This window comes from Microcoleus sp. D3_18a_C4, from assembly GCF_036702415.1.
Taxonomy (GTDB): Bacteria; Cyanobacteriota; Cyanobacteriia; order Cyanobacteriales; family Microcoleaceae; genus Microcoleus.
Window position 1 is genome coordinate 1 of sequence record NZ_JAUBTI010000045.1, and the last position, 26,069, is coordinate 26,069.

A 26,069-nucleotide genomic window follows, 5' to 3' on the forward strand; every position below is an offset into this window, starting at 1 on the left:
GTCTGACCAATTCTTTTTTAAGAACTCTCCGAAAGCCTCTTGACAAAAGACTTACAGCCTTAACTTGTCACCAATGCTCGCTACCTACTAGGATATTAAGATGCGATCGCCCCACAATTCGTCATTCAAAGCCGAGAAAGCGTCAAAGGATATATCCACCTTGAAAAACTGGGAAAAACGGCAAAAAGCCCCCTTTTTTAGGGAGCTGAGCAACTTCAGTTATGCTCAAAACAGAAATCCTACTGCGCCTTTGGCAATTACTTTTGAGGGGTTGCTACACCAACTTTGGGAATCTCCATTATCGGTGCATTCACCCCAAGCATCAAATCGTTAGGATTAACCATCTCCACCAGAGGCTCGTTCAAAGCCATAATCAAACCGTCTGATTCAGCAGGAACGGGCGATCGAGCAAACTGAGGAGCAAACAATTGGCGGCCGCCACCGACACCAGACACCACCGCAACCAACAAAGCTGCGATCGCACTGCCACCCAAAATCCAAGTTCGTTTCGGCTTGCGTTCCACCCGCTGCAAAACCTTCGCCGCCAACTCCTCGGCAGATTGTTCCGCAGCCGGCACCGGCATTGCCTGAAAACTCTGCTGCATCATCAGCAGTCGCGAGTACAAACGTTTCGTAGTGGGGTCATTTGTCAGCCACTCCTCAACTTGCCGGCGTTCTGTCGCCGTCACTTCACCGTCGAGATAGGCACTTAGCAATTCAAAGCGATCGCGCATCATAGTAGTTACATTGCCCTGGGCATAATTGTTGTTAACTTCAGTTTCAGCGAGTGCATCCCCCACGCCTTGCTGATTCTGATTTTTATCGGATTCAAAGTTACCACTCATAATTTCAGACTTGCTCTAATTGGGGAATCACGCACTCGGTATTAGAATGATTTACTGCTTACTTATATTTTAAAAGAGAAGTTTTGATGTCACAGCAAACTTCACCAAATCTTCTTAACCCGCCTCTGAAATTACTCTTGCTAATTACCATCGAGATATTTTTGCAATTCCAACTGCAATCTTTGGCGAGCTCTAGCAATTCTCGACTTGACAGTTCCCAGAGAAACTCCGGTCATTTCGGCTATTTCCTCATAGGCTAAACCTTCTATTTCTCTCAAAACAATTGTCGTGCGGAATACTTCCGGCAAATCTGCGATCGCCACCCGCAACTGGTCGTAAAATTCTCTAGTCGTCAAATCTTCATCAGGCCCCGGACTGTCGGCCGGAATTTCCCAATCAACCTCGCCATCTTCCAGAGTACGGGGTACGTCGAGCGACAGCGGAGTTCGCACCCGCTTGCGCTTCCGCAACTCATCGTAAAACAAATTAGTGGCGATGCGGCTCAGCCAGCCCCGAAATTTAACAGGCTCTTGCAAGCGGTTAATATTGCGGTAGACCCGAATCCACACTTCCTGAGCCAAGTCTGCTCGGTCTTGCCAGTCAGGGGCCAAGTGATAGAGAACCCTGTCTACGTGGGACTGATACCGCTTCAACAGTTCTGAAAAGGCCGTGGTCTCAGGTCGATTTCCTTCCTGACACCGCAACACCAAGTCATAATTAGAGAGTTTTTCGGCTGGCAATTGCACTCTTTGAACGGTCGCCACAACCGCAGACCAGGACACGGAAATAAATTCGCTCATAGGTGGAACTGGCTCATCGAACATTCCACTGTTTATGACGCAGGGCGATCGGTAGAAGTTCCCCTCAGTATGTAACAAAAGTATGTAACAAAACATTAAGTAGGGTGATTCGAGTTAAATTGAACACGTTATATAGTATAGTCCATCTTCCTTAAATTATGTTTTAAGTTCCCTTGACTTGGAAGTTCGTAGTAATAAAAGAACCAGTTCCCGAATATTGAGGAGTAGCGTCGGGAATCGGCCCTGCTGGAGTCGGTTGCTGCGCTGGAGCTGAAACTTGAAATTTCGCCTTAAACGTACCTCCTTTCAATAAAACTGGTTTACCGTTAGCTTTCGTTTTTTGCGCTTTCTGATTAGCGGCTAAAGATTCAATAGAAAGGATACCAACACCGGGAATGTTATGTGTTGAAGTAATGTAGGCACAACCGGGAACGATGACGGTTTTCTCATCACCATCAACGCAGACTATTTTTTTGTTAACCATGTCTTTACTAGACCCGGTTATATTGCCAGGAAGTACGGTGACAATTGCTTGTCCAAATACGGGGTTGAACACAGCTATATCACCTGTAATTAAGATAAAATCCGCCATAGCGATCGCCCTTCATAATTTAATCAATCTACCCAAGCTTCTTCCTGAATTGTCAAAGACCTTAGCATTTGTGGAGTAACTCTACCAATAATGGTATTGCCTTTTACTTTTTCCCTGTTATCCCTCCAACAAATCTCTAAAACATTTACTCTCGGACTCAAATTAAACTCTGTTTCTACAATCGCTTGAGAAACGGGAAGCTGATTGAGATTAAAGTTAAGGTTGATAGTAATTTTACCTGCTACGGGGCAATCATTGATATTAGATAAAACCACATAAAAACCTTTGGAATTATCCAAAAACCGCTGATAGCTAACCTTGTGTTTCCCTCGCATTCCTTTAGAGAAAAATTCCATTTTTGGCATCAGAGGACTAAAGGGTGAGGAACAGGACTGCATTCGCAACGTTAACAGCCTTGCTATTTTTTCTCCTTCATTCTCAGCCACTCCCTCCAGTTCAACAATTGCTTCTATTTCTATTTTATTTTCAGCCGGAGCATCAAATAATTTAAACCCATAAATCCTCTCCAACCATTGCGAGTTAGGACTCAAACGCATCGTTGCACCCAGTTGTGACCCCAGACGAGTATTCCCGATCTTGTATTCTTGATTTTGAGAGTAAATTTTTAATTGGGAATTATCCGCACCTGTGGGAAGTTGAATCGTCTCACCAACTCTAGAACCGAGGCGAGTATTACCTTGCATTCCTTCAAAAATGGTTCTGGGTTTATAAATTCTCAGTCGTGCATCGTGTACTAAACGCATAGTTTCACCTACTCTAGAACCGAGACGAGTATTTCCATCTATCGACTTCATTTTAGCCTGATAAATGCTTAAAGCTGGATATTGGCGGAGGCGAAGGGTTTGCTCTATATCGGAGTCAATGCGAGTATTTCCTGGCATTAATTCTAATTGATTAAGGGGGCGATAAATCCTTAAGTTAGGTTCTAAATCGAAGGGAAGAGAATCGAATATAATCAGAGAATATTGTTGATGATTGAGATGAAAGTCAACTTTAACTTTAATGGTTCCTGTAAGTTGGCGATCGCTCAAATTGGCAAGAGCAATAAAAAAACCATCAGGATTCCCTAAAAACTGCTCATAAAAAACAGTTTGCTTGACATTTGGACCGAGTTGACCTCCATTCGGTTCTAGAGGTAAATTTTTCCCCTGAATTCGGATCAGTATTTGTTGTTCTAGATTATCTTCTGGTACTGCGTTATTGAGTTTAATTACTGCCTCAATCTGAAATTTTTGCTGAGGCGGCGCATCAAACATCACAAACGGATAACAACATCCCCATGCTTGAGTAATCTGCATGGTGAGCGTCAATATTCTCAGCGCGTAATAAGTATGAGCAGGTTTTTCTTGGTCAATAATGCCTTTAGCAATGCGGTATTCTCGCCAATATCTCTCCGGGTGAATCACCTGATTGCTGGGTAAGACAAGTTGAATTTGAAAGTAATGGGGTTTGTTGTCAAATTCAAATATAGAAATCGTCCGTCCTGGATAGCTTAACCCGGAACTTTCCATATAAATTTGCAACATTTTCTTCATTCCGAAAACAGTGCCTCGGATTTGGTAAAGCGGCACCATTTGGCTAATAAATTGCTTCTTGACTTCCTCATCCCAATCATCTCGCAAACTCAATGCTACCCATCCCGCCAACCAAGGTAAAAATTCGGTTGGGGTTTGGTGCGGATCGAAATAATTATGGATCTGAGAGATGAGGGTTTCTAAACCTAAAATCTTCTCTGTATTTCCACCCGCGATCGCGCGGTTAATAGTTGCTTCTTTCTCTTTAGAAAAACCGCTGAGAATACCCTCAAAAGCCAGTAACAGCCGATCCAAAAACAGATCGGTTTGCAGGTAAGCGGGTAGATATTCTGTATAACTACTTAGTTGTTGCTTTTCCATGTGTCTCCTTGACGTTGCATTGTGACAATTGTAATGCGATCGATCTCCATTGCGACTAATTCATGGGGTTGCAAGGAAATACCGATCGGTTTGCCTTGTTCGTTGACTAGCTCTCGGTGTTCTTCAAAATCGGTGAGTTTAACCTCCTCGACATAATCCACTCCCGGCACATCGTCGAATAATTGATACAGCTCGGAAATATAGATATCCGCGCCAAATGGATAGCCTTTACCTTGCCAGTAATCTTGGGAATCTAGGGGAGAAAAAAAAGCTTTAATTCGGCGGGTAGCTTCGGTTTCGACTTTCTGAAAATCTGCACTATCGTGTAAATATAAAATAGCGGAAACTTTTCCTTTCACGTAGTTGGGATCGATAACGTGGAGACGAGTAGAAATCAGCCGTCGTTGATTGAGAAATCTTTTGATTGTTTGTCGGAGATTTTCAGTATTTGTATTGGGTTCGCGCGGTAACACTACTAAGGTAATATGTCCTTCCACAATCTCATTAATATTTGAGTTTTCCAGATCGCGTTCCGCCAAGCAGTTTACCCGCGCAATGATGCCAGCCTTTCCGAACTCTCTTTGAATAGTGTTAGTTTTTGACCAGTCTGATAAAATTAGTTGCTCAAAATCTTTCGCGGTAACGGCTCGATATGGTCGTCGCAGTTGTGCTAATGTTTTTTGAATTTCTGCTTGCAAGATGGCATTTTGCTCGGCGGGAGATTTGTCGGCGGGTAGCGTCCAAGGTTGTCCTTTGAGCAGAGTTAAAAAGGCGGCTTGGTTGCAATCGGGGATTTGATTTACGCGATACAACACCATTTCTGTTAACCACGCTAATAATTCAATTAGTACAATACCTGTATCGGAAGGATTGCGATCTGTCCATTCAGGGGCTTCGATGGGAATGAGAGAAATGGCTTCTTCTACTAAGTCTGCGTAGGTGCGATCGTCGAGATTTGGTAATGGTAATGGCATGGTTTAATCTGTGCCTCCGGGTAATTTCAAAGTGACGATATGTTGACCTGAGTAAATGAGGGTTTGAATATCGATCGCAGCAGCGGCAAATTGGATATTTAAAGCGCGAACGTATTTCACCCCCGGCACCTTTTCTAGGACAGCATAGAGGTCGGAATTGTGAGGTTGGCGCCCAAAACTCCATCCGAGTCCGCGATCGCCACCTGTGAGAGGATGGAGAAAGCTGTGTATGCGATCGAGTGCGGCTACTCTGACAGCATCAGCACTTTCCACAGCAACAGGCACAATTTCAGTAGTAACTACGATCTCTTGCCATTTAGGACCAGTTACTAACAGTTTCATTGTGGGAACAAAACGCGCTTGTAAATAAGTTTCTACGCGATTGAGTAATGCTAAATTGGGGGTTGGTTGGCGTTCCTGACTGTGGGGAACGACGATGGCTAAAACTCGACCTGCTCGAATTTTGCGCTCGAAAATTTGGAGGCGATTTCTTTCGATGACTTGCACGTTGGTAGCACTAGGCGTACCGTCAGGATTTAGCCATAGTCCTTCTAGCAAGGGATTGTAATTGGCAACCATCATTTCCGGGGTGATTATTTTCACTCTGGCGATATCTACAGAAGATTCATAAATTAAATCTTCAAAATCTTGGGCGGTTACGGCGCGATCGCGGTGGCGCAATCGTTGAGGCGATCGCTCTTTTAGCTTCTCTAAAGATTCTTCATCGTTTCCTCCAGTGGCGGATTCCCAGTTAATTACGCTGTCAATGTAAGGAATAGTTGTTTTGAGTTCGGCGATTGTTTCGGCGGCGCGATCGCCTTTAATACCGCCTCCAGTGCAATATTTACTCAGACGAATATTGTTACGTCCGCGCGGTGGAATCATCCCTGCTTGTCCGTCACCGAAATAAATTTTTCCAGTTTGGCGATCGACAACATAGTGACGATCTTTAGGTTCAGAACTATAAAAGTCTGGCACTTCTTGCCACCTTACCCAAACTTCTACTAACTTACCTGTTTCATCTTCAACAGGCGCGATCGCATCTGCACCCAATCGCTGTTCGATGATTTGTCGTTCCTCATCGGCGGGTATTCTACCTTCTTGAATGTCTAATTTTTGTCCTTGGAGAATAGGGAAATTAGTGGTGGAATATACTTGTTTCGGATCGTTATTGCTAGAACCTAAAACTTCATTTTCTAAAGTAATAGTTTGACTCGCCCAAGTTGTATTCGTTCGCACGGTTAGCAGGCGGGGATGTACGGAAAAATCAACAGAACCTGCTAATTTCAGAGCCAGATAGCGGATCGAACTGTACAAGTTTAATTGTTGAAATCCTAAAGCCCACTTCAAAACATAGAGCAATCCAAAAGGAATGTTTTCCCAATCATTGGGTTTTTTCCTAGCACGCAGCCAATAAAATTCCTTGCCAAAGTAGGGCGATGGAATCGAGTCGGTCGGCCCGATAAATTTAATTAAGCCTTTCTCAGCAAAGGCTTGGGTTTCATCTTCTACAACTAGGGTTTGCCATCCGTTGGAACTCGCATATTCCCAAGCAATTCGCTGTAGGTTAATGTCGCTTTGTCCCCGGTTCGCATGAGGTGCAATTTCTTCCTGTTGCGGAGGTTCTACTTGCAAGTAAAGAGTATTTGGGCGATTTGGAAATGGTTTGTTAAATCCCAAATAAAGTGCAGACTCGGGGTTGATTTGAGGAGTTAAGGGGTGAAAAGAACGAATTACTCTACTTCCTCCGTGATGATAGTAATTTAGCGCTTTTGTGAAGATGACTAGATTGCGATCGCGATCGATTAGTTCAATTTGCTGTTTTTCTTGCTTCCAATCGTCGAACTTTACCAATTCACCTACTGTTAACTGATTGACATCATTAAGATGAACAATCGTTTCCCCTGGTTTAGCTGGCTGGAGCAATCTCACCGATAAAGGACTGCCTTCACAATAGATAAAGTCATTGTAAGCATAATAAAAAGCAGGCTTTTCATGGACAAATTTGTAATTTATTGTCACCGATTGAACGCAGGGCGGATCGAAAGTATCCGCACCTTTTTCTCCCATAATAAATTTGCTCATAATTCTACTACCAGCAGCATATTCATTGCGAGTAGCGGTGTCGAGAGTCAGCTTCTTTTGGGCAGCAGCTTTCCGGCTAACTTTCATTTCTTCTTGTAGAATTTGACTGACTGACGACTGAAGGCGAATTGAGTCCCCAATCTCCACTTCATCTATGCTATCAACGAATATTTGTGATTGTCCAACAGCGATGTTTTGGGCAACTAAGGTGACATCGTTGTAAACAACATATTTCCTTTCTCTCCCTTTTGTACCGTAAAAACCGTTGGTAATCCTGCCGCGAACCCAATAATGATTTTCTACGCGATCGCGCGCTAAATTAAGTTCGGGTAAAGTTTGGGGAAACTGAAAGGTAGCTGATGTGCTATTTTCTATAAACTTAATAGGTGATGAATTTCTCTGCCATCGGAATTTGTTTTTACTGGTGGTTTTTTCAATGATGTGCCACTGCTGCCCGTCACTTATTTCCCAAGTAACTTCTAAATCTTCTGTATAACTGGGTAAACGGCTCAAATCAATGTTAATTGATACAGTAACTCCTGGTTTAATCAATTCATCATCAAGGGGAATAGAGAAAGTATCGTTATGCTGAGGTGTGACACCAAAGGGATAAAAGTCTTTGCTCAAATCGAGGGAAGTAGTATTAAATAAACATAATTTGGGAGTTTGAGTTTGATTAATACTGATAACAGTATTAATTTGGGTGATTTCTGGCAAATTATCTCGACTGTAAGGTTTTAAACTGGTTCGCAACCATTTAGCGGTTTTTCCGTTAATTTCGACAGGCATCAATTTAGGTAACTGAGTCAATGTTACAGTTAATTCTGCCTCATTTTCTGCGGTTTCGACCTGGGATAAAGGTTGCCATTTCTTGTTATCCCAATACGCCCAACTATGAAGTATTTTTTTGAGCGCGATCGCACTTTCTGGACTGTCGGTGTTAATCGCGATCGCCGCAGTTCTTACTTCCGGTAGATTAAAATTTTCTTCACAACATATATAAAGATAATGCTCGACGGGGCGATCGCCTTTAAAGGCTAAAAATGCTCGATCTTGGTTAGTAGTTGCTGCAACGGTGCGATCGCTGTAGTAATCTCGATCTTCAACTACAAACATCGCTTCCAATTTTGTCCCTACCACCAACAAATCTTGTTCGGTTTCAAAGACAATTTCTTCTTTTTCCCCGACTAAAGGAGGTGCGGAAACTTGCGTGCGAGCTGGGACTAGCGCATCGACAGGACTGCCTTCAGCTAAACTAAAAGTCAGAGGAACTCTCGCGGGTTGGGGAGGAGTTTGTTGAGTACCAATTAAGTTAATAAATGCCAGCAAATTGCGATCGTTTGCGCGATTGAGGCGATCGCTCACCACTGTTGCCATGTGGCTGAAAATCCGAATTAGTGCTAAACTTGCGCCTGGCTGAGAGCAATCTTTCCCAGTATATTGCTCTGTCAGTTTTTGCGTTTGCTTAACAATATCTTCATAGCTGCGTGGGTCAATTTTGGGTGCAGGTATAAGCATGATTAGCTACTGTAAATAGAATGGATAAACGAGATTAAACAAATTGTTCGTAGTGCGAACTTGATAATTAATAGAAATGTGCAGCACGTTAGGCTGAGATGGATTAGAGAGCATATCAATGTCTAAAACATCAATGCGCGGTTCCCACTCCATCAAAGCCTCTCGCACATCGCTAATTATCTCACCAACTGTACCCGAATTGTTAGGAGCAAAAACGCGATCGTGAATGCGACAACCAAAATCGGGACGCATCACCCGTTCCCCTCTAGCGGTATTAACGATCGCCCAAATCGACTGACGAACGCAATCTTCATACTTCGCCATTAAAACCTGCTCTCCTTTGTCCAATTGCACGGGCAAAGTCCAACCTACGCCTAAAAAATCAATATCCATTACATCACCTCCAACGTTCCATTATTTACTTTTACCCCCGCCGCACTGGTAATTTCTATACCTGATTGCGCCGCGAATTCACCTTTAGATTTAGCCTTGATACTGCAATTCGATCCAGCTTCAATTTTACACTCTTGTTGAGTTTTAATTTCTAAATTTTTACAGTCTATGGAAATATCTTTGTCCGTGCTTTTTATGGTAATTTTACCTTTAGCTTCAATGTTTAAATCTTCCTCCACCTGAATGCTCATACTATTCTTTTCGCAATCAATAGTAATTTTGTTTTTTCCACTTTTATCTTCGATGATAATTTGTTCTTTATCTTTAGTATCATCCAAAATAATCTTATGACCGCTACGGGATTTAATCATGCGTTTATCATTTTTACCATCGTCATTTTTTAAAGGCGGTTTATCCTTGCCATTCCACAAACTCCCGATAATATAAGGAAAAGCAATATCGCCATGTTCAAAAGCAACCAAAACTTCGTCATCAACTTCTGGCAAAAAGTAAAATCCCCGATCTTCGCCCGCCATGGGAGTAACCACCCTCGCCCAAGCACTTTCATCTTCTGTTGACAACCAGGGAAATTTAACCTTAATTCTCCCCACTCCATCAGGATCTTTAATGTTAGTCACTACGGCAATGCTAACTCCATAAAAGCGAACGCTTGGATCTTCAGGCATCAACAAATCTATTCCAATCATGACGCAGTTCTCCTAGCAATAAATAAGGTACTATAACCGCGATTTTGCGAGTAATTATGTTCGGTTGAGGTAACATAATACAATCCGCTGAATCGTTTACCCACTCCAGTAACTTCGATTACTTTAGCAACTCGCAAAGTGGGAATACCTCCACAAGTGCCTTCAGCAGTGATATACGCGATCGCCATATCTTTCAACTGTCCCAAAGCTATTTGATCGGCTTCTGCTTTACTCGCTACAGGTTGAGTGACTACCGTAGAAACAGATTTTCCAAAAGTTTCAACAGCCTTTGGTCCTGTCGTCTTACCGCCCATTTTACTACCTTCTTTCCCAGCAGCAGCTTTACTTATAACCTCTTCTTTATCTTTCGGAATCCAGCCGCGAACTTCTACTTCTTGCACCTGATTCATGCTACTCAACCGAGGTAAAAAAGACTTCAAATTTTCTTCAAATTTTAAAGTTAAAACTTTAGCGCTGTCGTTCTGTGGGGGTTGAAAATATAAAGTCTTATTATCAATAACAACATCATAGCCGATCCGCTCTGCACGACTTTGTAGAAAGTCCCAATCAGTTTGATTGTGTTGCAAAACGTATTCATGTTTAACCTCGCTATCCTTAACTTTTGGTGTTAGCCCCCTAGCTCTAGCAATCTGACTAGCGATATCGCTATCTTTCATTTTTACATAAGATTTTGTCTTAGAACCCCGCAACAAACGGTGACGCAGATCGTGTCCTCGCACCACTAAAACAGGAGGCGAACCAGGATTAAACTCTGGTTCCAAACCTGTAATTTCTCCTACTATCAATGTTTTTAATTTATTCTCATAACCCATTTGAATTTCTACTTCGTTCCCAACTTCAAACATATCGTCATCAATCCAAGTTAATTTGTTCTTGGCTAAATCCCAACTTGTCAATTCTAAAGTAAACATACTTGGTACTTCCACATCTTCAGATACGCTTACTGAAATTAAATCAGCATTAGCTTCAGCAGAAAGCTTTTTACCTTGAATGAGAACTCTAATATTAGGAGAAAGCGTTTGCACGCCACTGTAATCAGACATCGTTTATCTCCTCTAAGTTTGACTGGGAATCCGCAGAGGTGGAATCGTCAGAACTAATCCCGGCGTTATTTGACGTGGATTATCCAGTCGATTTTCTTCAGCAATTATGCGCCATAAACCGCAATCTCCATATTCTTCATTGGCAATGCTGCTAAGGGTTTCTCCTCGTTTGACAATGCGAACCGGATCGTCAATTGGATTTTCGGCTTTTTTCTTTTTAGTTGCATCTGCCCATTCCCTAAACGTACAGTTAAGAGTAGCACGCACGGGAGTACCATCTTCTAAAAAATGCGTCAGGGTTTTTGTTACACTTTCTAGAAAACCATCGGGTAATAAAATACTATCTTTTCCTCCTATTGTTCCCCAAACGAGCTTACAGCGAGGCGGTCTTTTCTTGTCTGTACCAATTTTTGGTTGAGTCAAATTAAAAACTTTTTTGGTATATTGCTGAACGTTTTCGGGCGGAGATCCTTTGAGAGTTGTATCAAAGAATAACTCTATTGTTAAAGTCGCTAATTCATTAGCAGGAATTGGGCCATCTGTGGTCATAATCCAACCAGTTTTGTTAATTTGTACCTGATTGGGATTAAACAATACTTCAAATTCGTCAGCAAAATCTCCTTCGTTACTTTTTTCTGCTTTGATTTTGAGTTTTTCTAGTGCCATTGTTTCTTACCTCTTCGTTCGCTTTCTACAACTAATCTTCGCATGATTTTGCGCTCTACTTTGTCTGCTAAAGCATCTACATCAATTTGAGGTGGTATATTAACTCCTGCAATTGAGTTGTGAGTAGTTTGATTTACTTGAGACAGTTGAGAATTGGACGATGAAGTAGACGCAATTGTAGCTCGCTCTGAGGTAGTTGTATGGGTTATAAATGTTTCTTGATGAGTGGATGACGTGCCATTGTTAGCTGGTGCAATCAATTTTTTATCAATATTTAGTTCCTTGCCATTTAAGCTGCTTACTTTTTGCTTAGCAATAGGTGAAGCAGAAAATATTAAGGGTTGAAGTTCAGGTGGCGATCGCTCAGAATCAACTTGTACAACTGGTAAATTATAAGAGTGAGAATTAGAAATAGGGCTTTGGGTAATTTTTTCGCTTTCTTTACTAACAACTGAAGGGTGGTTTCTCTCAAACTGTTTAATTAAGATCGGTGGCTCGTTTAAAGTTAATTTTGGGCTTAGTGGTTGAGAGTAAACGAATGCTGAGTTATCGGATCTGCGCTGAATTGAAGGGGTAGAAATCGGGCTAATAGGGACGACGGGCCCAGACGGAGAAGTTTGATTGTTAAGATCGTCGGTGGAAGTTTCTCTCGTATTAGAAATATTATTTGATAAGCTAACTAAAGGTTGTTCGGGAAGAAAGTTTGATAATTTTGGGTGCGATCGCTCGTAAACCAAAGAAGTTTCTGGCTCTAATTTTACCCATTCACTTTGAGGCGATATTTGCTCTGAATGCACTTGTACAACTGGTAAATTCAAATTATCAGAGCCATCTACCCGCCGTTGAATTGGGTTAGCTGATACCGCGTCAATTGGTGTTATTGAGATTGATGGAGAAGTTTGACGCTCGATATTAGTTGATGAACTTTCCATCAAAGCTTCCCTCTTATTTGATAAATTCACTAAAGGTTGTTCGGAAATTTCCTCTGATAATTTTGGGTGCGATCGCTCGTAAACTAAAGAAGTTTCTGGCTCTAATTTTACCCATTCACTTTGAGACGATAATTGCTCTGACTTCACTTGCACAACTGGTAAATTCAAATTATCAGAGCCATCTACCCGCCGTTGAATTGGGTTAGCTGATACCGCGTCGATTGGTGTTATTGAGATTGATGGAGAAGTTTGACGCTCGATATTATTTAATGAACTTTCCATCAAAGCTTCCCTATTATTTGATAAATTAACTAAAGGTTGTTCGCAAATTTCCTCTGATAATTTTGGGTGCGATCGCTCGTAAACCAAAGCAGGTTCTGGCTCTAATTTTACCCATTCACTTTGAGACGATAATTGCTCTGACTTCACTTGCACAACTGGTAAATTCACGTTGTCAGAACTCTCTCCCCGCCTTTGAGTTGGGTTAACTGTACTTTCGCCAATTGGTGTTAGGGAAATTGCAGAAAAAATGTGATTGTTAATATCGTCGGCGGAAGTTTCTCTCGTCTTAGAAATATTATTTGATAATTTACCTAAAGGTTGTTCTGACCTTTCGGCGGCTGAACTTTCTCTAGTCGGAAAAATATTATTTGACAAATTATTAACTAAAGGTTTTTCGGGAGTTTCATCTGATAATCTTGGCTGCGATCGCTCGTAAACCACTGGAATTTCTGGCTCTAACTTTATCGATTCATTCTGAGGCGATAATTGCTCGTTATCCAACTTGCGTTGAATCGAGTTAACTGAATCTGCGCTAATAGGTGTTATTGAAATTGATGGATTAGAAATATAACTTGTATTGTTAATACTATTTTTTGGGGAAGTTTCAGTTTCAGACGAACTATTATTTGGTAAATTAGGTAAAGAATTATCTGGTGTTAAAACTGATGCTGTTGGCTGCGATCGCGCGTCAACTAAAGGGTATTCTTTATTTTGAAGTGCCGAATCTGCCTTAACTTGCACCAACTTAGCTTTTACTACGGGAACTTGTTTTTTGCCTTCGTTAGGATCGGAAGATAGCAAGCTAGAATCATTGATCTGCTGCTGATGTTCAACATACACAATAGGCATTTGTTCCGACTCAAGATCCACAATTGTTGACCAACGCTGCATCTGTTGCGCCAATAAAGGTAGACGATCGAGCAGATCCGGCGATCGCTCAATAATCTTTCTTGCCATTTCATTATTAATAATACCAGGTTCAGTCAACGGATTGTTAAGCCGCCGCACAAGTTTTTGGTTGAGAGATTGTTGCCATGTTGGTAAACTATTAGATGTCATATATTTTTAGATTAACTAAGCTTTATAAACTCCTCGATGAACTAATTCTAGACGCTCAAAAGCAACTTCAGTACCCTTACTCGCATTCAGTTGCGGCCCATCCCAAGCCACAGGGTAAGCTTTTTTGAAGTTCCATCCTATCAGTTTAGATTGCTGGCTGTCTCGCACCATAATTGTGCCATTTAACAGACGAATCTTGCCTCTCGTAGCATCTTCATACCATTTCCATATATCATCTCTTTCTGTTAATCCTCGAATTAAAACCAAATTAGGATAAGTCATCTGCTTAGGAAATTGATGAACGCGGTGATTAACCCCACCTTCGACATAAGTTTCCAGCTCCATTTTGCTGCTTAAACCCGTAACTTCCGAAAAACCCCCTACAGTTAATCCTTCAATTTCTACAATAAAATTGAAAGCCATATAAGGATCGCGGGGTTTTTCTTGAGAATTACCTCCCCCTTTTTTTTTAGATTTTACCACAAAATTCTCCTTCTAACTAATTGAGAAAAATCTCAAAACTAACATCACTAACTACCTGATTGCTGATTAATCTGCTGATTAATTCGAGCTAGTTGACCCACCCACTGTTGTCTTTCCCAGTGTTCCATATTCATAACTTGCTGATAAGACCAGTGAAAGTGATAAGAAAGATAAGCTACCTCCTCCAGCAGGCGTTCTGGGGGGTAGCGAACTACTCCCCCAAGGGAGAAGTTTCTACTTCAAACTCTCCGCCACAATGGGGACAGGCTACCTGAAAGCGAGTATTACCACTTTGATTAATTCGCTGGTAAAAATCTTGCAGGTAAACCAAGTCCCCAGAAAATAGTTCCTCAATAATTTTGGTATTGAGCTGATCTAAAGTACCTAGCTTAGTAATCACCCGCGCTAGCAGAATAATCACCAGATAACCTGCATTTCTTTGTACTCTAGGGTCGCGCAGAGGAGCTATTTCATCATAGGCTGTCGATAACCGCATAATTCCTTCACGATGAAGGTTTCCTTCTGCATCAACATAACCGTGAGGTAGGGTAAAAAGAAATTCAGTCTGGTGCATTTTTCCTCACTTTAACCAACAGCTAATCCTTCGTGAACCAGTTCTAGCGATTCGATCGCCACTTCGCCAGCAGTAGCATTAAAATCTGGGCCAGTCCAAGTTGTAGGCCAACAATTTTCTAAGTTCCAGCGGATTTTTTCTTCGCCTTTATCATCGGCTAGGATAATCGAAACGTTACGGCGCTCGATCTTCTCACCATCTGTCAGTTGTTTGTGCCATTTCCAAAGTTCATCGTTATCGGTAATTCCTCGTTTGAGATTAATATTACCAAAAGTATTTAAACCGGGAACTTGTCTTTGACCCAGGTTTTTGTCAGTTCCTTCTCGATAGGTAGCGGCGGCTCTGGTAGCAGTTAATCCGCTGCATTCTCTGAAGCCTGCATGGACGATTCCATCCCATTCTACCCAGAAATTATAACCGTTAAATGGATCGTGGTTATCTTTGATATTAGGCACGGTTAATTCTCCTTAAATGAATTAGATTCGACAAATTTAACGTCGCTACTGCGGTGAACTAAGGAAATCACAATAAATTCACCCGGAGCAGTCGGTGCTAAACCAATTTCCGTTACTACCTGTCCGGTTTTGCGGAGTTCGAGGGGGTTAGTTTCTGCGTCACACTTGACATAGAAAGCTTCGTCAACAGTATCGCCTTGCAAAGCTCCTTGTCGCCAAAGAGATTCGCAGTAAACTGTTAGTTCTCGCTCGATACGCCCCCACAAAGTGCTGTTATTGGGTTCAAACACTGCATCGGCTAAATTGCGCTCCGTCCAGCGCAGGAGTGTTATTTTTAAGCGACGAATATTGACGTATTGCCAATCTGGATTTTGGCTTAAAGTCCGCGCTCCCCAAACGCGAATTCCCCGACTTCGGAAACTGCGGATGCAGTTAACTCCAGCTCCAGTTTCTGAATTTAAGATTTCCCAATCAGGATCGGAAAGTAATAGGCTTAAATCCAAAACTCCTTCGAGTAAGTAGTTAGCAGGAGCGCGATGCACTCCGACGGCGCGATCGCTACGCGCATAAATTCCCGCAATATGACCGCAAGGAGGAATGTAACAGGGAGCGTTTTCTATCTTCAGCCAGGGAGCGTAGATAGCACCGTTATTACCAATTAATCCTTGTTGTTGTGCTTTTAGCGCTTGTATGCCTTCAACTTCGGTAATATTGAAGGCATCAAGAATGGCAAAGCGATCGCCCATTAAATCGCAATGTTCCAGTACGGATGCCTGCATCGCCTTCGCCACTAATTGAGAGTTTTGCATAATGTCAGGCGCGCATACTAGATCGATCGCATCTAGTGATTCTATTGCCTCTAATCCATTTTGCAATTCTAAAAGCGTGTTATCTTTCAACGCCACCACATAACACACTCGACCGCCATTTTCAAAAAAACCCCGTACCGCATGAGCTAAATAGCTATTATGTAATGGCTTGCCAAAATGCTGACCGAACTGAGTCCATAATGTCAGCATTTTCGGTACGGGCAGATTGTTTTTCTGAAAATTGTTAACCTCCGCCGTCCCCAGAAACACCGGAACACCCGTTAGTAAATCCTTACCTGGTAGAGCAGGAATATTCTGCAAGTATACACCAGGAGCTATTAAGTTTAGGTGCGTGGATGTCAGCATAGGTTAAACATTTTTGAATTAGCGATCGCATTATCGGGTTTCTTCAGTCACAATTTGGCTCAGGCGGAAAATCACAAATTCAGCAGGTTCGATTACTGCTACCCCAATTTCAGTCACCACCTGACCTAGTTTGCGACTGTCTAAAGGATTGGTTTCAGCATCGCACTTAACGAAAAATGCTTCTTGGGGAGTTGTACCAAATAATGCACCCTTGCGCCATTCATTGGTCAGGAATGCGGTGACATTCCGGCGGATCTTTGCCCAAAGTTCTGCGTTATTGGGTTCAAATACTACCCATTGGGTTCCTTCGTCAATCGACTCGCGCAGGTAGTTGAACTGACGGCGAATATTAATGTATTTGAAATCGGGATTGTCTTTCCCCGCTCCTAGAGTGCGCGCTCCCCAAATACGGATATTACCATTGAGATTGCGGATGCAATTAATGCCGTCGGCGTTAAGAGGGCCTTGTTTGATTTTGCTGATTTCTTGCTTTAAGCCTATAGCTCCTAGAATTGACTCGTTGGCGGGAGCTTTATGAACTCCCCTTATATTATCTACGCGAGCGTAGATACCTGCAACGTGACCGCTAGGAGGAACGAATTTTAACTCGTTGCTTGTAGGATCGAAAACTTGAATCCAAGGATGGTATAAAGCTGCATAATCTGAGTTGCCTAACAGTTTGTCGCTTCCTGGTTTTAGCTCTTCTAAGGTGATGTCTTCGTCAGCATCGAAAATTGCGAAGCGATCGCCTAAAAGTCGGCAGTGAGCGTTGATTTTATCCAAGGATGACTTGCTAGTTAATCCTGGAGCAGCTACGATCGCAATTTCATCAATAGCTTCAAACCTATCCAAAGCCGCCTCAAGTTCGTTTTCTGCTTTCACCCATACCACAAAACATCTTGTTCCTCCATTTCTGAAGAAACCATAAACAGCATGAGCTAGGATATTTTGACCGCGATCGCCTGAGAAGTCGCCAAAAAAATTCTTAAATTCAGTGAAGTTTGTACAGAGTTTAACTTCTCCACTGTTTACTGAAGGTGAAAGTTGAACTTCTTCACCTTCTTTTTGATCGCGGACTACAATTGAGTAGCGATCCTCACTAGCAATAAAAGTATTTTTCTTGGCTAGGGCTACAGCTAATGCTAACTTGGCCGATTCTTTAGGTGCCGTTTTTTCCGCACCGCCCTCGCCTTTAGCAGCAGTCGTCGCCGCAATATCGATGATACCAATGAATCCAGCCGTACTCGTTCCTACACCAGCAATAGGCGCTAGTCCTGAAGAAATTTCTTCAACATAAACACCGGGAGTTAAATAAGTGGGCATGATTTTTTATTTGCTAAATAACTGCGATAGTGGAACAATTTTTACGGATTAAGAAGCGATCGCGCGGGAACTAACTGAAAGTCTAGCGATTTAACTTCTCCTGTTTGCAGACTGATTTCTTTTTGTTGTGTAGGATGTCCTCTAGCCGAAACGATGACTGTTAGGGGTGTATTTCCGGCTTCTATGCCGACAAGTCGATAGTTCCACTCACCTTGTTGTTGCTTAGTGAGTTCGCTAGCGCTAAAAGTGTAATCTCTCTTCCCCTGAATCTGCACTTTAGCCATACCGATCGCTTCTTCGTCATCGTAGTTTGTTACTTTGCCTAAAAGCGTTGTCGGCTTCAGTTTTAATTCTACCCTAATCTTATCAAACAGAGAAACATTTGGATCGGGATTGTCAATATTTTCCCCATCTTTTTGGCCGATCTCGATTTGACCTTGGGCGGCACTATAGCGCCCGATCGCATTGGGTAAAAATGCCTGTAATTGATAAATTCCAGGTGGCAAATCTCTAAAATAGAACCAACCGTCGGCGGCTGTTTGGGTACGTTCTGGTTGAGAGATTTTGTGCTTTGGGCTGAATGGAAGATAGTCAAGAATTTCTTGCAATCCTTGAAATTTCTGCCGATCGCTTAGCTTTGGTTCTTCCAGAAAACTCTGAAACAATTTTAGCTTATCGGCACTGTTAGAGTTGGGATTTTTCAGAGATTGCTGAAAGTCTTGGAACTCTTGAGGCAGAGTTTTGTTTGCGGGATTGAGTTCGCCAATTAACGAGCGCCAATGAATTTGCAAACCGGGCAATCCCAGCAGTTTAGCTTTGAAAATTGCGCTTTTAATAAACTCGTCGGGAGCATCAACAATTTTGACTATAGCATCTGGAATCCCCCGATTTGCGATCGCGTCTTTAACTTGTCCGACTATTGATATTTTATAACGCGATCGTTCTCTTTTTAACATTTTTTTAGTTCCTTGTCAAACTAAATACCTTGCCTAATTTGAATTCGGTTATCGAGGACGAGCGGAAATTCTTCTGACTCTTCATCAACTGGTACATCAATTGTCACCATATAATTGAGTGCAGGCTTTGGTCTCCCGCCAATTGCTTGCCAAAATTCACCCAAACTTTGCAAGTAGCTAGGACGTAAACCAACCGCGATCGGCAGCCGTTCTTGTCCCTTCAAACTGCCTTGCAAAATTGCTTCTGGTAGCGTCCGATAACGCAGCAATAATTTCATTACTTCCCCTAAAATGTGATGTTCTTGTTGGGGGTCATCGGCATTTGCCCAAGCAGTAATCAAATAGGAACAATCCACCCTAGCTGGAGGACGTTTTTTTACTGCAGTACCGTTGGCGCGACGCTGCAATGACCACTCATTACTTCGCAATTCCATATTTTCTCGCACGTCGTAGAGAAAGAGATTAATCGCAGGCTTTTGTTTGATATCGATCGGCATCTCAAAACTAATTGCCACATGAGTCTCTGTTGAGCTTTGTAAATCTGGCAATTCGCGAGTTAGTAGTTGTTCTAGGCTGCTGTCTAAGTCGTCTAACATTACTTAGTTCCTATTTGAAAAAGCTGGATGCTGATTTGCTAATCGCGATCGCACGCATGATGCGAACTCTGAGGGCGGGCACGGGGGCACCGCCCCTACAGAAACCTGTTTTTTTACCGAATTTGCGGGCCCTCACGAAATATTTTCGCAAACACCCGGTTTCTCAGTCCCGATGCGTAAGTCCTAAAAAGATTAATTCTCGGAAATAACTTCCAGGATAGATGGCGATGGTTCAGCTACTTTGCGATTTTGTTGGCTGTTAATCGCCAACTCTTCTTCTAGGACTTGAATGGCACCGCTAATGCGGAGTAAAGTTTCGCGCAAGCTGGTTTTTTGAGCTTCTAAATTAGCTAAAGCTTTTTGCCCCGCTGCGTATTCTGTTTGCAAAGCATGGAGGCGTTGTTGCAGTTGTTCTTTCATTCTTAGGTCACTCACAGCTTCATGATATAGGCGAGCGCATAGTAAGGAGGTCTATTTTCGTGAGGCATTCCTCCGCCAGCAGGTTGAATTTCATCCGCATTCTTAAGATTTGGTTCGCCTACAGTACGGTCATCTTTACCTGAGTAGCTATTCCTGCCATCCGGGTGCTTTTGCAACAGTTGTTTGAATTCGCCAGCATCGTGATTGTGTGAAGGAATTTGATCGATCGTTAGCGTGACTTCTTTACTGCCACCAGTTTCACCGACATCGTATGTGCCGCCTGCCCCGACAATGAACCGACCCTTGAGGTTAGGTGTATTATTTTCACCGTCACAAAGTGCCCAACCGGATGGAATGTTAGCAATAGACCCGCTCCACATTATAATCATGCCAGTAATAACAGGTTCTTTCCGATTTTGTTTTTCTTCTTCTATTTGCCTGTTTAGCTTTGCCAGTCTGTCGGTAATTTCTTGGTTGATGCGATCTTTTACTGCTTTTTCTGATGGTACTACTGTGGTTCGATCGCGCTGTACATCAATAACTTCTGAGACTGCAGTTAAGCTAGAGCGATCGCTCAGTTGCAAAGTACCTGCTAGATGTAAATTGCCCCCTAGATGTAAATTGCCTGCGATCGCTAAAGCCTCACCGTTGCTTCTGATGGCGATTCCTTCAGTTTTACTGCTAGGTAGACGGACTCCTGAATATTTCCGCACCTCTGTATTGATTGTAACCTGCCCCTTTTCTGGCGTGACTTGAGCCAGGATTACCGTTTTGTTATCTCTGGTTTCGATCGCTTCCAAAGTCAATTCGGGTATTTCAGCAATGCGCGTGAAGCTATCCGGAATTTCCAGTTGCTGCAATACGTCAGATTCTTGATGATACCGCAGACATAGCCAGACTTTTGTAGTGATTTTGCGGCTGGTTGCTTCGGGCAAAATAATTAGGTTTCCTTCACCATCGATCGCAGTGCCGGATTTGATAGTAACTTCGCTTTTACCTGCTATTTCTTCTACTTCTAATCCTTCTACTATTCCTGCTAGATGCAGTCTGCTGTTGATGTAACGTTGGCGATCGCTTAAATATTTGTGACCTAACTCAAAATCTTCATCTAACAGATATTGCCCTGAAAAATAGTTAGGTCGCTGTAGCGAAAAATTCGTCCAATCTGGTTGCTGTACCATAAGTTTTCGGATTTTCTGTTTTCAACTGAAACTGAAGGTTTGGCATGGAAGCCGAATCGCTTCAGTGCTGGGTCGTTGACTTTGCGTTCAAAAGTCTGAAGTGCCATCAAAAATTATAGGGAAGTTCCAGATCGTGAGTCCCCATTTCGCGGAAATGAAGGTGACTAGTTTGCTTGCTCATATCGATTTTGACCTTAATATAGGTCGTGGGACTAATGCGACTGTTCGTATCGGATTTGGGTTGGGGAATCAAATTAGCCGGGATGCGAGCAGCGATATAGCGGTTATGGAATTTGCTATTCCAATGGCGGGCGAAGGGATTATCGTAAGTTGACAGGAACCGTTCTTCAAGAAGCTGACCGTTGACGGTAATACCATTGTGCATGCAACCATTCCAGCTTTCGTTAAACTCGACCATGTAGAGCAACTTATCCCGTCCAGACCACACAACAGGAACGGTCACTTCCCCATTAGTTTTGGACTGAATCTTTGTCAAAGAGTCTCCGTGGTAACTGTGATAGTTGTCTTCCCATCCTGTTGAGATGCCATCGTTGACTTGGCAGTGATATCCAATAGCTGATTGAGTTGCATGAGCCCAAGGGTTTTTGCTGAATCCCAACCCCGACACCCAAAACTGATCGTTAGTATGTAACTTGGAAATCAGCGCTAGCCTTCCAGCTCTTCCTGCTGGAATCGGTACCCATTGATGCCGATCGTAATGGGTATCAGCAAGCGAACCGTCAGGACAATAGCAGTTACCGTTTCTACGTCCACCTGTCCAGCGTCTGAGGTTTTCTTTGTCATAGTCTAAGAAGAACGCCTTGATGACATTCCATCGATCGCCGCATACTCTTACCCAGACAGTATCGTATCCTGGGGGAATGGTAACTACTGCGCCGTTATCATCTTCCTCGTTATTGCCTCCAAACTTAATCATTTTACGGTCGTTCCACAGGTTAGTTGCGTGGCTTGTATCGTCATAAGATGGTGAACCCATTTTAGCGATCGCCCCTTCCTCTTTCGCCACAAAAATATCTTGATAGACCTTGATCGGATTGCTGGGATACATCCGGTGTCTCATCGGATTTGTAGACTCGATATGCTTGGCGCGGATGACACCTTCAACATCCAGCGTTCTCTCTGGAGTAGTTGTCCCGATACCGATGTTACCTGTATGTCTTTCAATCGTTAGCCTGGGGCGTTCCTCTCCCTCTTCATAAGATAGAAACTTTAACACTGACGTGGGATCTGATGCCTCACCGCCTTCTGTTTTCCAACCGTATATTTTCCCATCCGGTCGAGTTGAGAGGGAAATCGCTTGTCTTTCTTCTGTTGGCGCATTTAACGTCGCTAGTCTCTCGGCTATTCGCTTGTTAATGTGGTCTTTGACTGCTTTTTCCGAGGGGACTACTGTGGTGCGATCGCTTTCTGTTTCAATGCTTTCTGATACGCCGCTGATTGCCGATTCTCCTAATTGCAATGTCCCCAATACACTCAGGTTTCCTTTTATTGTTAACGATTTTCCATCACTTTGGAGAGCTATTTCTTCACTTTCTCCGCTTGGCAAACGTACTCCAGAATATTGCCGCACGCTGCTGTCTATCTTGACTGCTCCGTTTTCTACACTCAGTTTTGCTAATGTAACTGTTTTAGTATCTTGAGAAGCGAGCGCTTCTAATGTTAGTAGCGGTTCTTCTGCAAAGCGGGTGAAACTATCTGGAATTTCCGGTTGCTGTAATATTTTTGGTTCTTGATGGTATCTCAGGCATAGCCAACAGTCTGAATTAATTTTGATGTTGCTCTTTTCTGTTGACAGAATTATTAAGTTTCCTTCACCGTCGATCGCAGTGCCTGATTTTATGGTAACTTCCGCTTCACCTGCGATCGCTTCTACCTCTAGCCCTTCTACTATTCCCGCTAGATGCAGTCTGCTGTTGATGTAACGCTGGCGATCGCTTAAATACTTGTGCGCTAACTCGAAGTCTTCATCTAGGAGATATTGCCCTGCAAAATAGTTAGGCCGCTGTAGCGAAAATTTAGTCCAATCTTGTTGCTGCATACTTTTTCCTGTTTTCGATTTGGGATTAACCCTAAGTTAAAACTAGCGGTCAAGCCAATTTTGGCTTGGGGATTTTAGATTAATGCACGCGGCATTATCATAGGCTCGCGATGAGCATAAATATCTAAAATCTGGATCTCATCCAAAATTTCAGATTGATGCTTAGCTGCGCCCCTCTTGATTGTTTTATTTGAAATAACTCGATGACCTGATTGACTTCCCGCACATTCAGTGGACTGACGCCGAAGCGATGAAAAATAGATGCTGCAATTGCTTCGCTTTCGCTCGCGATGACCGAAACACATTACTTGTCTGTAAGCCCTGATTTATTTTGTGCGCTTTGACTTAGTGTACCTGGTCAGCAGTCAATTCACACTACCACTTTCACAATCTTTACAATTCTTTACAATCTCTTATCCTCGAACAGAAGATCGACTTTTTTCCGTAGAGTTGGTACTTGACAAATAAAACTGGATATGCAAAGCATATGGAGTGGAACAAACGCTGTTGGCACGCGAATCATCTGGCTTGGGGGGAGCGAGGTATTGCGGTCAAACTTCTTTTGAGACATTGTTATATGATTAATATCTAGCAGGTATAGCGCTCCTAAATGATTCGCAAAATATGTAGGGGTAGTGCCAAGAGTGCCTACCCCGATCAAAGCGGGCAACCACGGGGGGTTTGCCCCTACAAGTAAAGTAGGGTGCGTCGCTACCGACAATCCCGACTATTGACAGCAATTCAGTAGCGACGCACCATACCATCATATAGGCGGTGAGTAACCCGGATTTGGTCTTATTTATCTAATTCTTTATCCTTGAAAATTTTACCCATTTTCTGATATTCGCGACGCGCTGCTTGCATCAAATGCGCCATCTCAATTCGATCGCGATCGTCGGCGGCGATAAAGGCAGCAGTTAAAGCAATATTGCGAATACTTGCCCCGGTAAGTTCAAAGTTGCGGGCTAGGAAATTGAAGTCTATTTCAGAACTGCAAGGTGCGCTTTGCGGAAAAATTTGTTGCCAAATTTGATACCGTTGCTTTTCATTAGGAAATGGGAAGTCAACAATAAACCGCAGCCGCCGCACAAAAGCATCATCCATATTGTTGCGGAGGTTGGTGGTGAGAATCGCTAACCCTTCATATTCCTCCATTTTCTGCAACAGGTAGCTGATTTCCAAATTAGCATAGCGATCGCGAGCATCTTTAACTTCACTGCGCTTGCCAAATAGGGCATCTGCTTCATCAAATAACAGAATAGCATTGGCGTTAGTAGCGGCCGCAAAAATCAGGTTGAGGTTCTTTTCTGTTTCGCCAATATACTTGCTAACTACTTGAGACAAATCAATTTTATACAGATCGAGATGCAATTCTCTGGCGATGATTTCTGCCGACATAGTTTTCCCAGTGCCGGGAGTTCCCGAAAACATCACATTCAATCCTCTTCCCAGGGAAAACTTGCTTTCAAATCCCCATTTTTCCCAAACTAAATGTTGGTACTTAACTTGATTGCAGATTTCTCGCAATAGAGTTTTTTGGTTGGCTGGCAGCACCAAGTCATCCCAACTATACTTAGGCTGAACCTGCTGCGATAAGGTTGATAAATTCTGTGCGGATAATCCCCGCGCCGCCGCAAATAGATCGGTTACTTTTACAGAATTTTTCAGGTGAATTTGGGTTTCGGGAATCTCGGATACTGCAAGTTGCCAGCGCACTCTATCGACTGCGGTTGCTACAGCAGCGGCAATTTGTTCGGAGGTGAGGCGAAAGCGATCGCTCAAACTATCCAATTCTATAGCATCTAAGAAAAGACCTGCCGCTTGCAAGGATTTTTCCCAGTAAAATCGCCGCTGCTCAAAATCTGGCATCGGAAAAGAAATCGCGATCGTTTCTATGGGTTTAGTTGCTGTTTTCACCCAAGGTTTAATGCCGGCTAGGATGGTAATTCCGGGATATTCTGTTAATTGATTCAGCAACTGTCGCTCTAAAATAGTATTTTCTTTAGTTTGCCCAGCGTCTAAATCTTCTATGTAGAGCAAGGCGTTTTTAAACCAAGCTTCGCGAAATAACAATTTGATGGTGGATTCAAACTCTGATTTAGCATCCGAAATTAGCGCCAACTCCGCTATTAACAAAGGAACTTGCAATGAGTTAGCGATCGCTTCGGCGGCCTGACTTTTGCCAGATTTATCCTCACCTTGAAAATATAAATTTAGTGGCTGCTTTGGGAGCCGCTCGGCAGTTACTAAATATCTTAAACCTTGCTTAATTTCTGACTTTAAAGGCAAACCATCAAACTGAAGTTGAGGCGTAATTAATTGACAAAAAGAGACGAGTCGCTCATCAAGTCCTCGTTCTCCTAATAGCAGTTGAATAACTTGTCGGTCGAGCTTAATATTATGGGCGAGTAGAGGGGGCTGTGTTCGATCGGAATCGGGGAAAACGTGCAGCAAACCGTGACGGACCAGAGGCGCCGCAGCACTAAAATGCACCCGCCGCGTCAGTTTTTCCACTGCTGAAGTACAGAGTAAATTTAGAGCAAGGTCTACTGTAGGTCGCTTGCAGCGAACGTCATCTTGGAGATAGGCGTAAAGTCGTTCGTAACGGCGATCCAGTTCCGGGGCGAGGGCGATCGCGATAATATCTATATCGAAATTTGACAAGCTAAAAGTTTCCTGAAGCCATGCTAATCGGGAGTTTTTTTGAATAGTATGAGAAGGTAATTCCTCAAATGCGGCTTCTGTCATCTCCAACGCGGGCATTCCCGGCGTGCGATCGAGCAGCCTTTCTACTTCCTCTTCATCGATCTGTATCCCCCGATAAGCGTCATTTGCCGCATCTGAACCGTAAGCAGATTGAGCGGCAGTAACAGCGGCTTCTAATAGTTGGTCTAACTGTTGCAATAAGAGTAACAGTTGGTTGATATCGGCTTCAGTGCGATCGAGCATGAGATTGCAATTAAAATTTTTTGTGTTACGATCCGAATGTTAACAGGTTGACAAATAAAATTTTG

The 26,069-nt window shown here is 42.9% G+C and carries 22 protein-coding genes and 1 pseudogene; all 23 read right to left on the reverse strand.

The genetic code is table 11. From position 1 onward, the window contains the following. Positions 1 to 257: 257 nt before the first annotated feature. Entirely contained in the window at positions 258 to 845 is a 588-nt protein-coding gene (locus tag QUB16_RS19190; protein WP_333318483.1) for a zf-HC2 domain-containing protein, read from the reverse strand. A 140-nt stretch (positions 846 to 985) separates the two neighbouring features. After that, entirely contained in the window at positions 986 to 1,645 is a 660-nt protein-coding gene (locus QUB16_RS19195) for a sigma-70 family RNA polymerase sigma factor (protein ID WP_333318484.1), read from the reverse strand. A 163-nt stretch (positions 1,646 to 1,808) separates the two neighbouring features. Then, the gene (locus QUB16_RS19200) at positions 1,809 to 2,237 is read right to left on the reverse strand and encodes a hypothetical protein (RefSeq protein ID WP_333318485.1); all 429 of its coding nucleotides are present in this window, start codon (positions 2,235 to 2,237) and stop codon (positions 1,809 to 1,811) included. A 23-nt stretch (positions 2,238 to 2,260) separates the two neighbouring features. Next, complete coding sequence (locus QUB16_RS19205; RefSeq protein ID WP_333318487.1) at positions 2,261 to 4,153, reverse strand: phage tail protein; 1,893 nt, start codon at positions 4,151 to 4,153, stop codon at positions 2,261 to 2,263. Next, positions 4,135 to 5,127: a hypothetical protein gene (locus QUB16_RS19210; protein ID WP_333318490.1), complete on the reverse strand. Its 993-nt coding sequence runs from the start codon at positions 5,125 to 5,127 to the stop codon at positions 4,135 to 4,137. Before QUB16_RS19210 ends, QUB16_RS19205 begins: the two co-directional genes overlap by 19 nt. A 3-nt stretch (positions 5,128 to 5,130) precedes the next feature. Further along, the gene (locus tag QUB16_RS19215) at positions 5,131 to 8,730 is read right to left on the reverse strand and encodes a baseplate J/gp47 family protein (RefSeq protein ID WP_333318492.1); all 3,600 of its coding nucleotides are present in this window, start codon (positions 8,728 to 8,730) and stop codon (positions 5,131 to 5,133) included. Positions 8,731 to 8,736: 6 nt separating this feature from the next. After that, complete coding sequence (locus QUB16_RS19220) at positions 8,737 to 9,123, reverse strand: GPW/gp25 family protein (RefSeq protein WP_333318494.1); 387 nt, start codon at positions 9,121 to 9,123, stop codon at positions 8,737 to 8,739. Then, on the reverse strand, positions 9,123 to 9,830 hold the full coding sequence (locus QUB16_RS19225; RefSeq protein ID WP_333318495.1) for a phage baseplate assembly protein V: 708 nt from the start codon (positions 9,828 to 9,830) through the stop codon (positions 9,123 to 9,125). Before QUB16_RS19225 ends, QUB16_RS19220 begins: the two co-directional genes overlap by 1 nt. After that, on the reverse strand, positions 9,827 to 10,894 hold the full coding sequence (locus tag QUB16_RS19230) for a hypothetical protein (RefSeq protein ID WP_333318498.1): 1,068 nt from the start codon (positions 10,892 to 10,894) through the stop codon (positions 9,827 to 9,829). Before QUB16_RS19230 ends, QUB16_RS19225 begins: the two co-directional genes overlap by 4 nt. A 12-nt stretch (positions 10,895 to 10,906) precedes the next feature. Next, positions 10,907 to 11,560, reverse strand: a complete 654-nt coding sequence (locus QUB16_RS19235) for a CIS tube protein (RefSeq protein WP_333318500.1) — start codon at positions 11,558 to 11,560, stop codon at positions 10,907 to 10,909. Beyond that, the gene (locus QUB16_RS19240) at positions 11,551 to 13,833 is read right to left on the reverse strand and encodes a hypothetical protein (RefSeq protein WP_333318502.1); all 2,283 of its coding nucleotides are present in this window, start codon (positions 13,831 to 13,833) and stop codon (positions 11,551 to 11,553) included. Before QUB16_RS19240 ends, QUB16_RS19235 begins: the two co-directional genes overlap by 10 nt. Before the next feature lie 15 nt (positions 13,834 to 13,848). Next, on the reverse strand, positions 13,849 to 14,316 hold the full coding sequence (locus tag QUB16_RS19245; protein WP_333318503.1) for a phage tail protein: 468 nt from the start codon (positions 14,314 to 14,316) through the stop codon (positions 13,849 to 13,851). 47 nt (positions 14,317 to 14,363) lie between these two features. Beyond that, positions 14,364 to 14,510 (reverse strand): annotated as a pseudogene (locus QUB16_RS33625) (DUF6760 family protein); the annotation flags it as partial. A 17-nt stretch (positions 14,511 to 14,527) separates the two neighbouring features. Beyond that, a complete protein-coding gene (locus QUB16_RS19250) occupies positions 14,528 to 14,890 on the reverse strand; it encodes a phage tail assembly protein (RefSeq protein WP_333318506.1) in 363 nt (120 codons plus the stop codon). A gap of 11 nt (positions 14,891 to 14,901) precedes the next feature. Continuing rightward, positions 14,902 to 15,345 carry a phage tail protein gene (locus QUB16_RS19255; RefSeq protein WP_333318509.1) on the reverse strand — a complete coding sequence of 148 codons (444 nt, stop codon included), beginning with the start codon at positions 15,343 to 15,345 and terminating at the stop codon, positions 14,902 to 14,904. 2 nt (positions 15,346 to 15,347) lie between these two features. Next, a complete protein-coding gene (locus QUB16_RS19260) occupies positions 15,348 to 16,520 on the reverse strand; it encodes a phage tail sheath subtilisin-like domain-containing protein (protein ID WP_333318511.1) in 1,173 nt (390 codons plus the stop codon). Positions 16,521 to 16,550: 30 nt separating this feature from the next. After that, positions 16,551 to 17,843, reverse strand: a complete 1,293-nt coding sequence (locus tag QUB16_RS19265) for a phage tail sheath C-terminal domain-containing protein (RefSeq protein ID WP_333318513.1) — start codon at positions 17,841 to 17,843, stop codon at positions 16,551 to 16,553. Positions 17,844 to 17,884: 41 nt separating this feature from the next. Beyond that, on the reverse strand, positions 17,885 to 18,799 hold the full coding sequence (locus QUB16_RS19270) for a carboxypeptidase regulatory-like domain-containing protein (RefSeq protein ID WP_333318516.1): 915 nt from the start codon (positions 18,797 to 18,799) through the stop codon (positions 17,885 to 17,887). Between the two features lie 20 nt (positions 18,800 to 18,819). Beyond that, complete coding sequence (locus QUB16_RS19275; protein WP_333318519.1) at positions 18,820 to 19,395, reverse strand: DUF4255 domain-containing protein; 576 nt, start codon at positions 19,393 to 19,395, stop codon at positions 18,820 to 18,822. Between the two features lie 192 nt (positions 19,396 to 19,587). After that, a complete protein-coding gene (locus QUB16_RS19280) occupies positions 19,588 to 19,830 on the reverse strand; it encodes a hypothetical protein (protein WP_333318520.1) in 243 nt (80 codons plus the stop codon). Beyond that, complete coding sequence (locus tag QUB16_RS19285) at positions 19,827 to 20,996, reverse strand: hypothetical protein (protein WP_333318522.1); 1,170 nt, start codon at positions 20,994 to 20,996, stop codon at positions 19,827 to 19,829. The genes QUB16_RS19280 and QUB16_RS19285 overlap by 4 nt, the downstream gene beginning before the upstream one ends. A 106-nt stretch (positions 20,997 to 21,102) precedes the next feature. Beyond that, positions 21,103 to 23,055, reverse strand: coding sequence for a hypothetical protein (locus tag QUB16_RS19290; RefSeq protein WP_333318524.1), 1,953 nt, complete (start codon positions 23,053 to 23,055; stop codon positions 21,103 to 21,105). A gap of 795 nt (positions 23,056 to 23,850) precedes the next feature. Next, a complete protein-coding gene (locus QUB16_RS19295) occupies positions 23,851 to 26,004 on the reverse strand; it encodes an ATP-binding protein (protein ID WP_333318525.1) in 2,154 nt (717 codons plus the stop codon). Between the last annotated feature and the right edge of the window lie 65 nt (positions 26,005 to 26,069).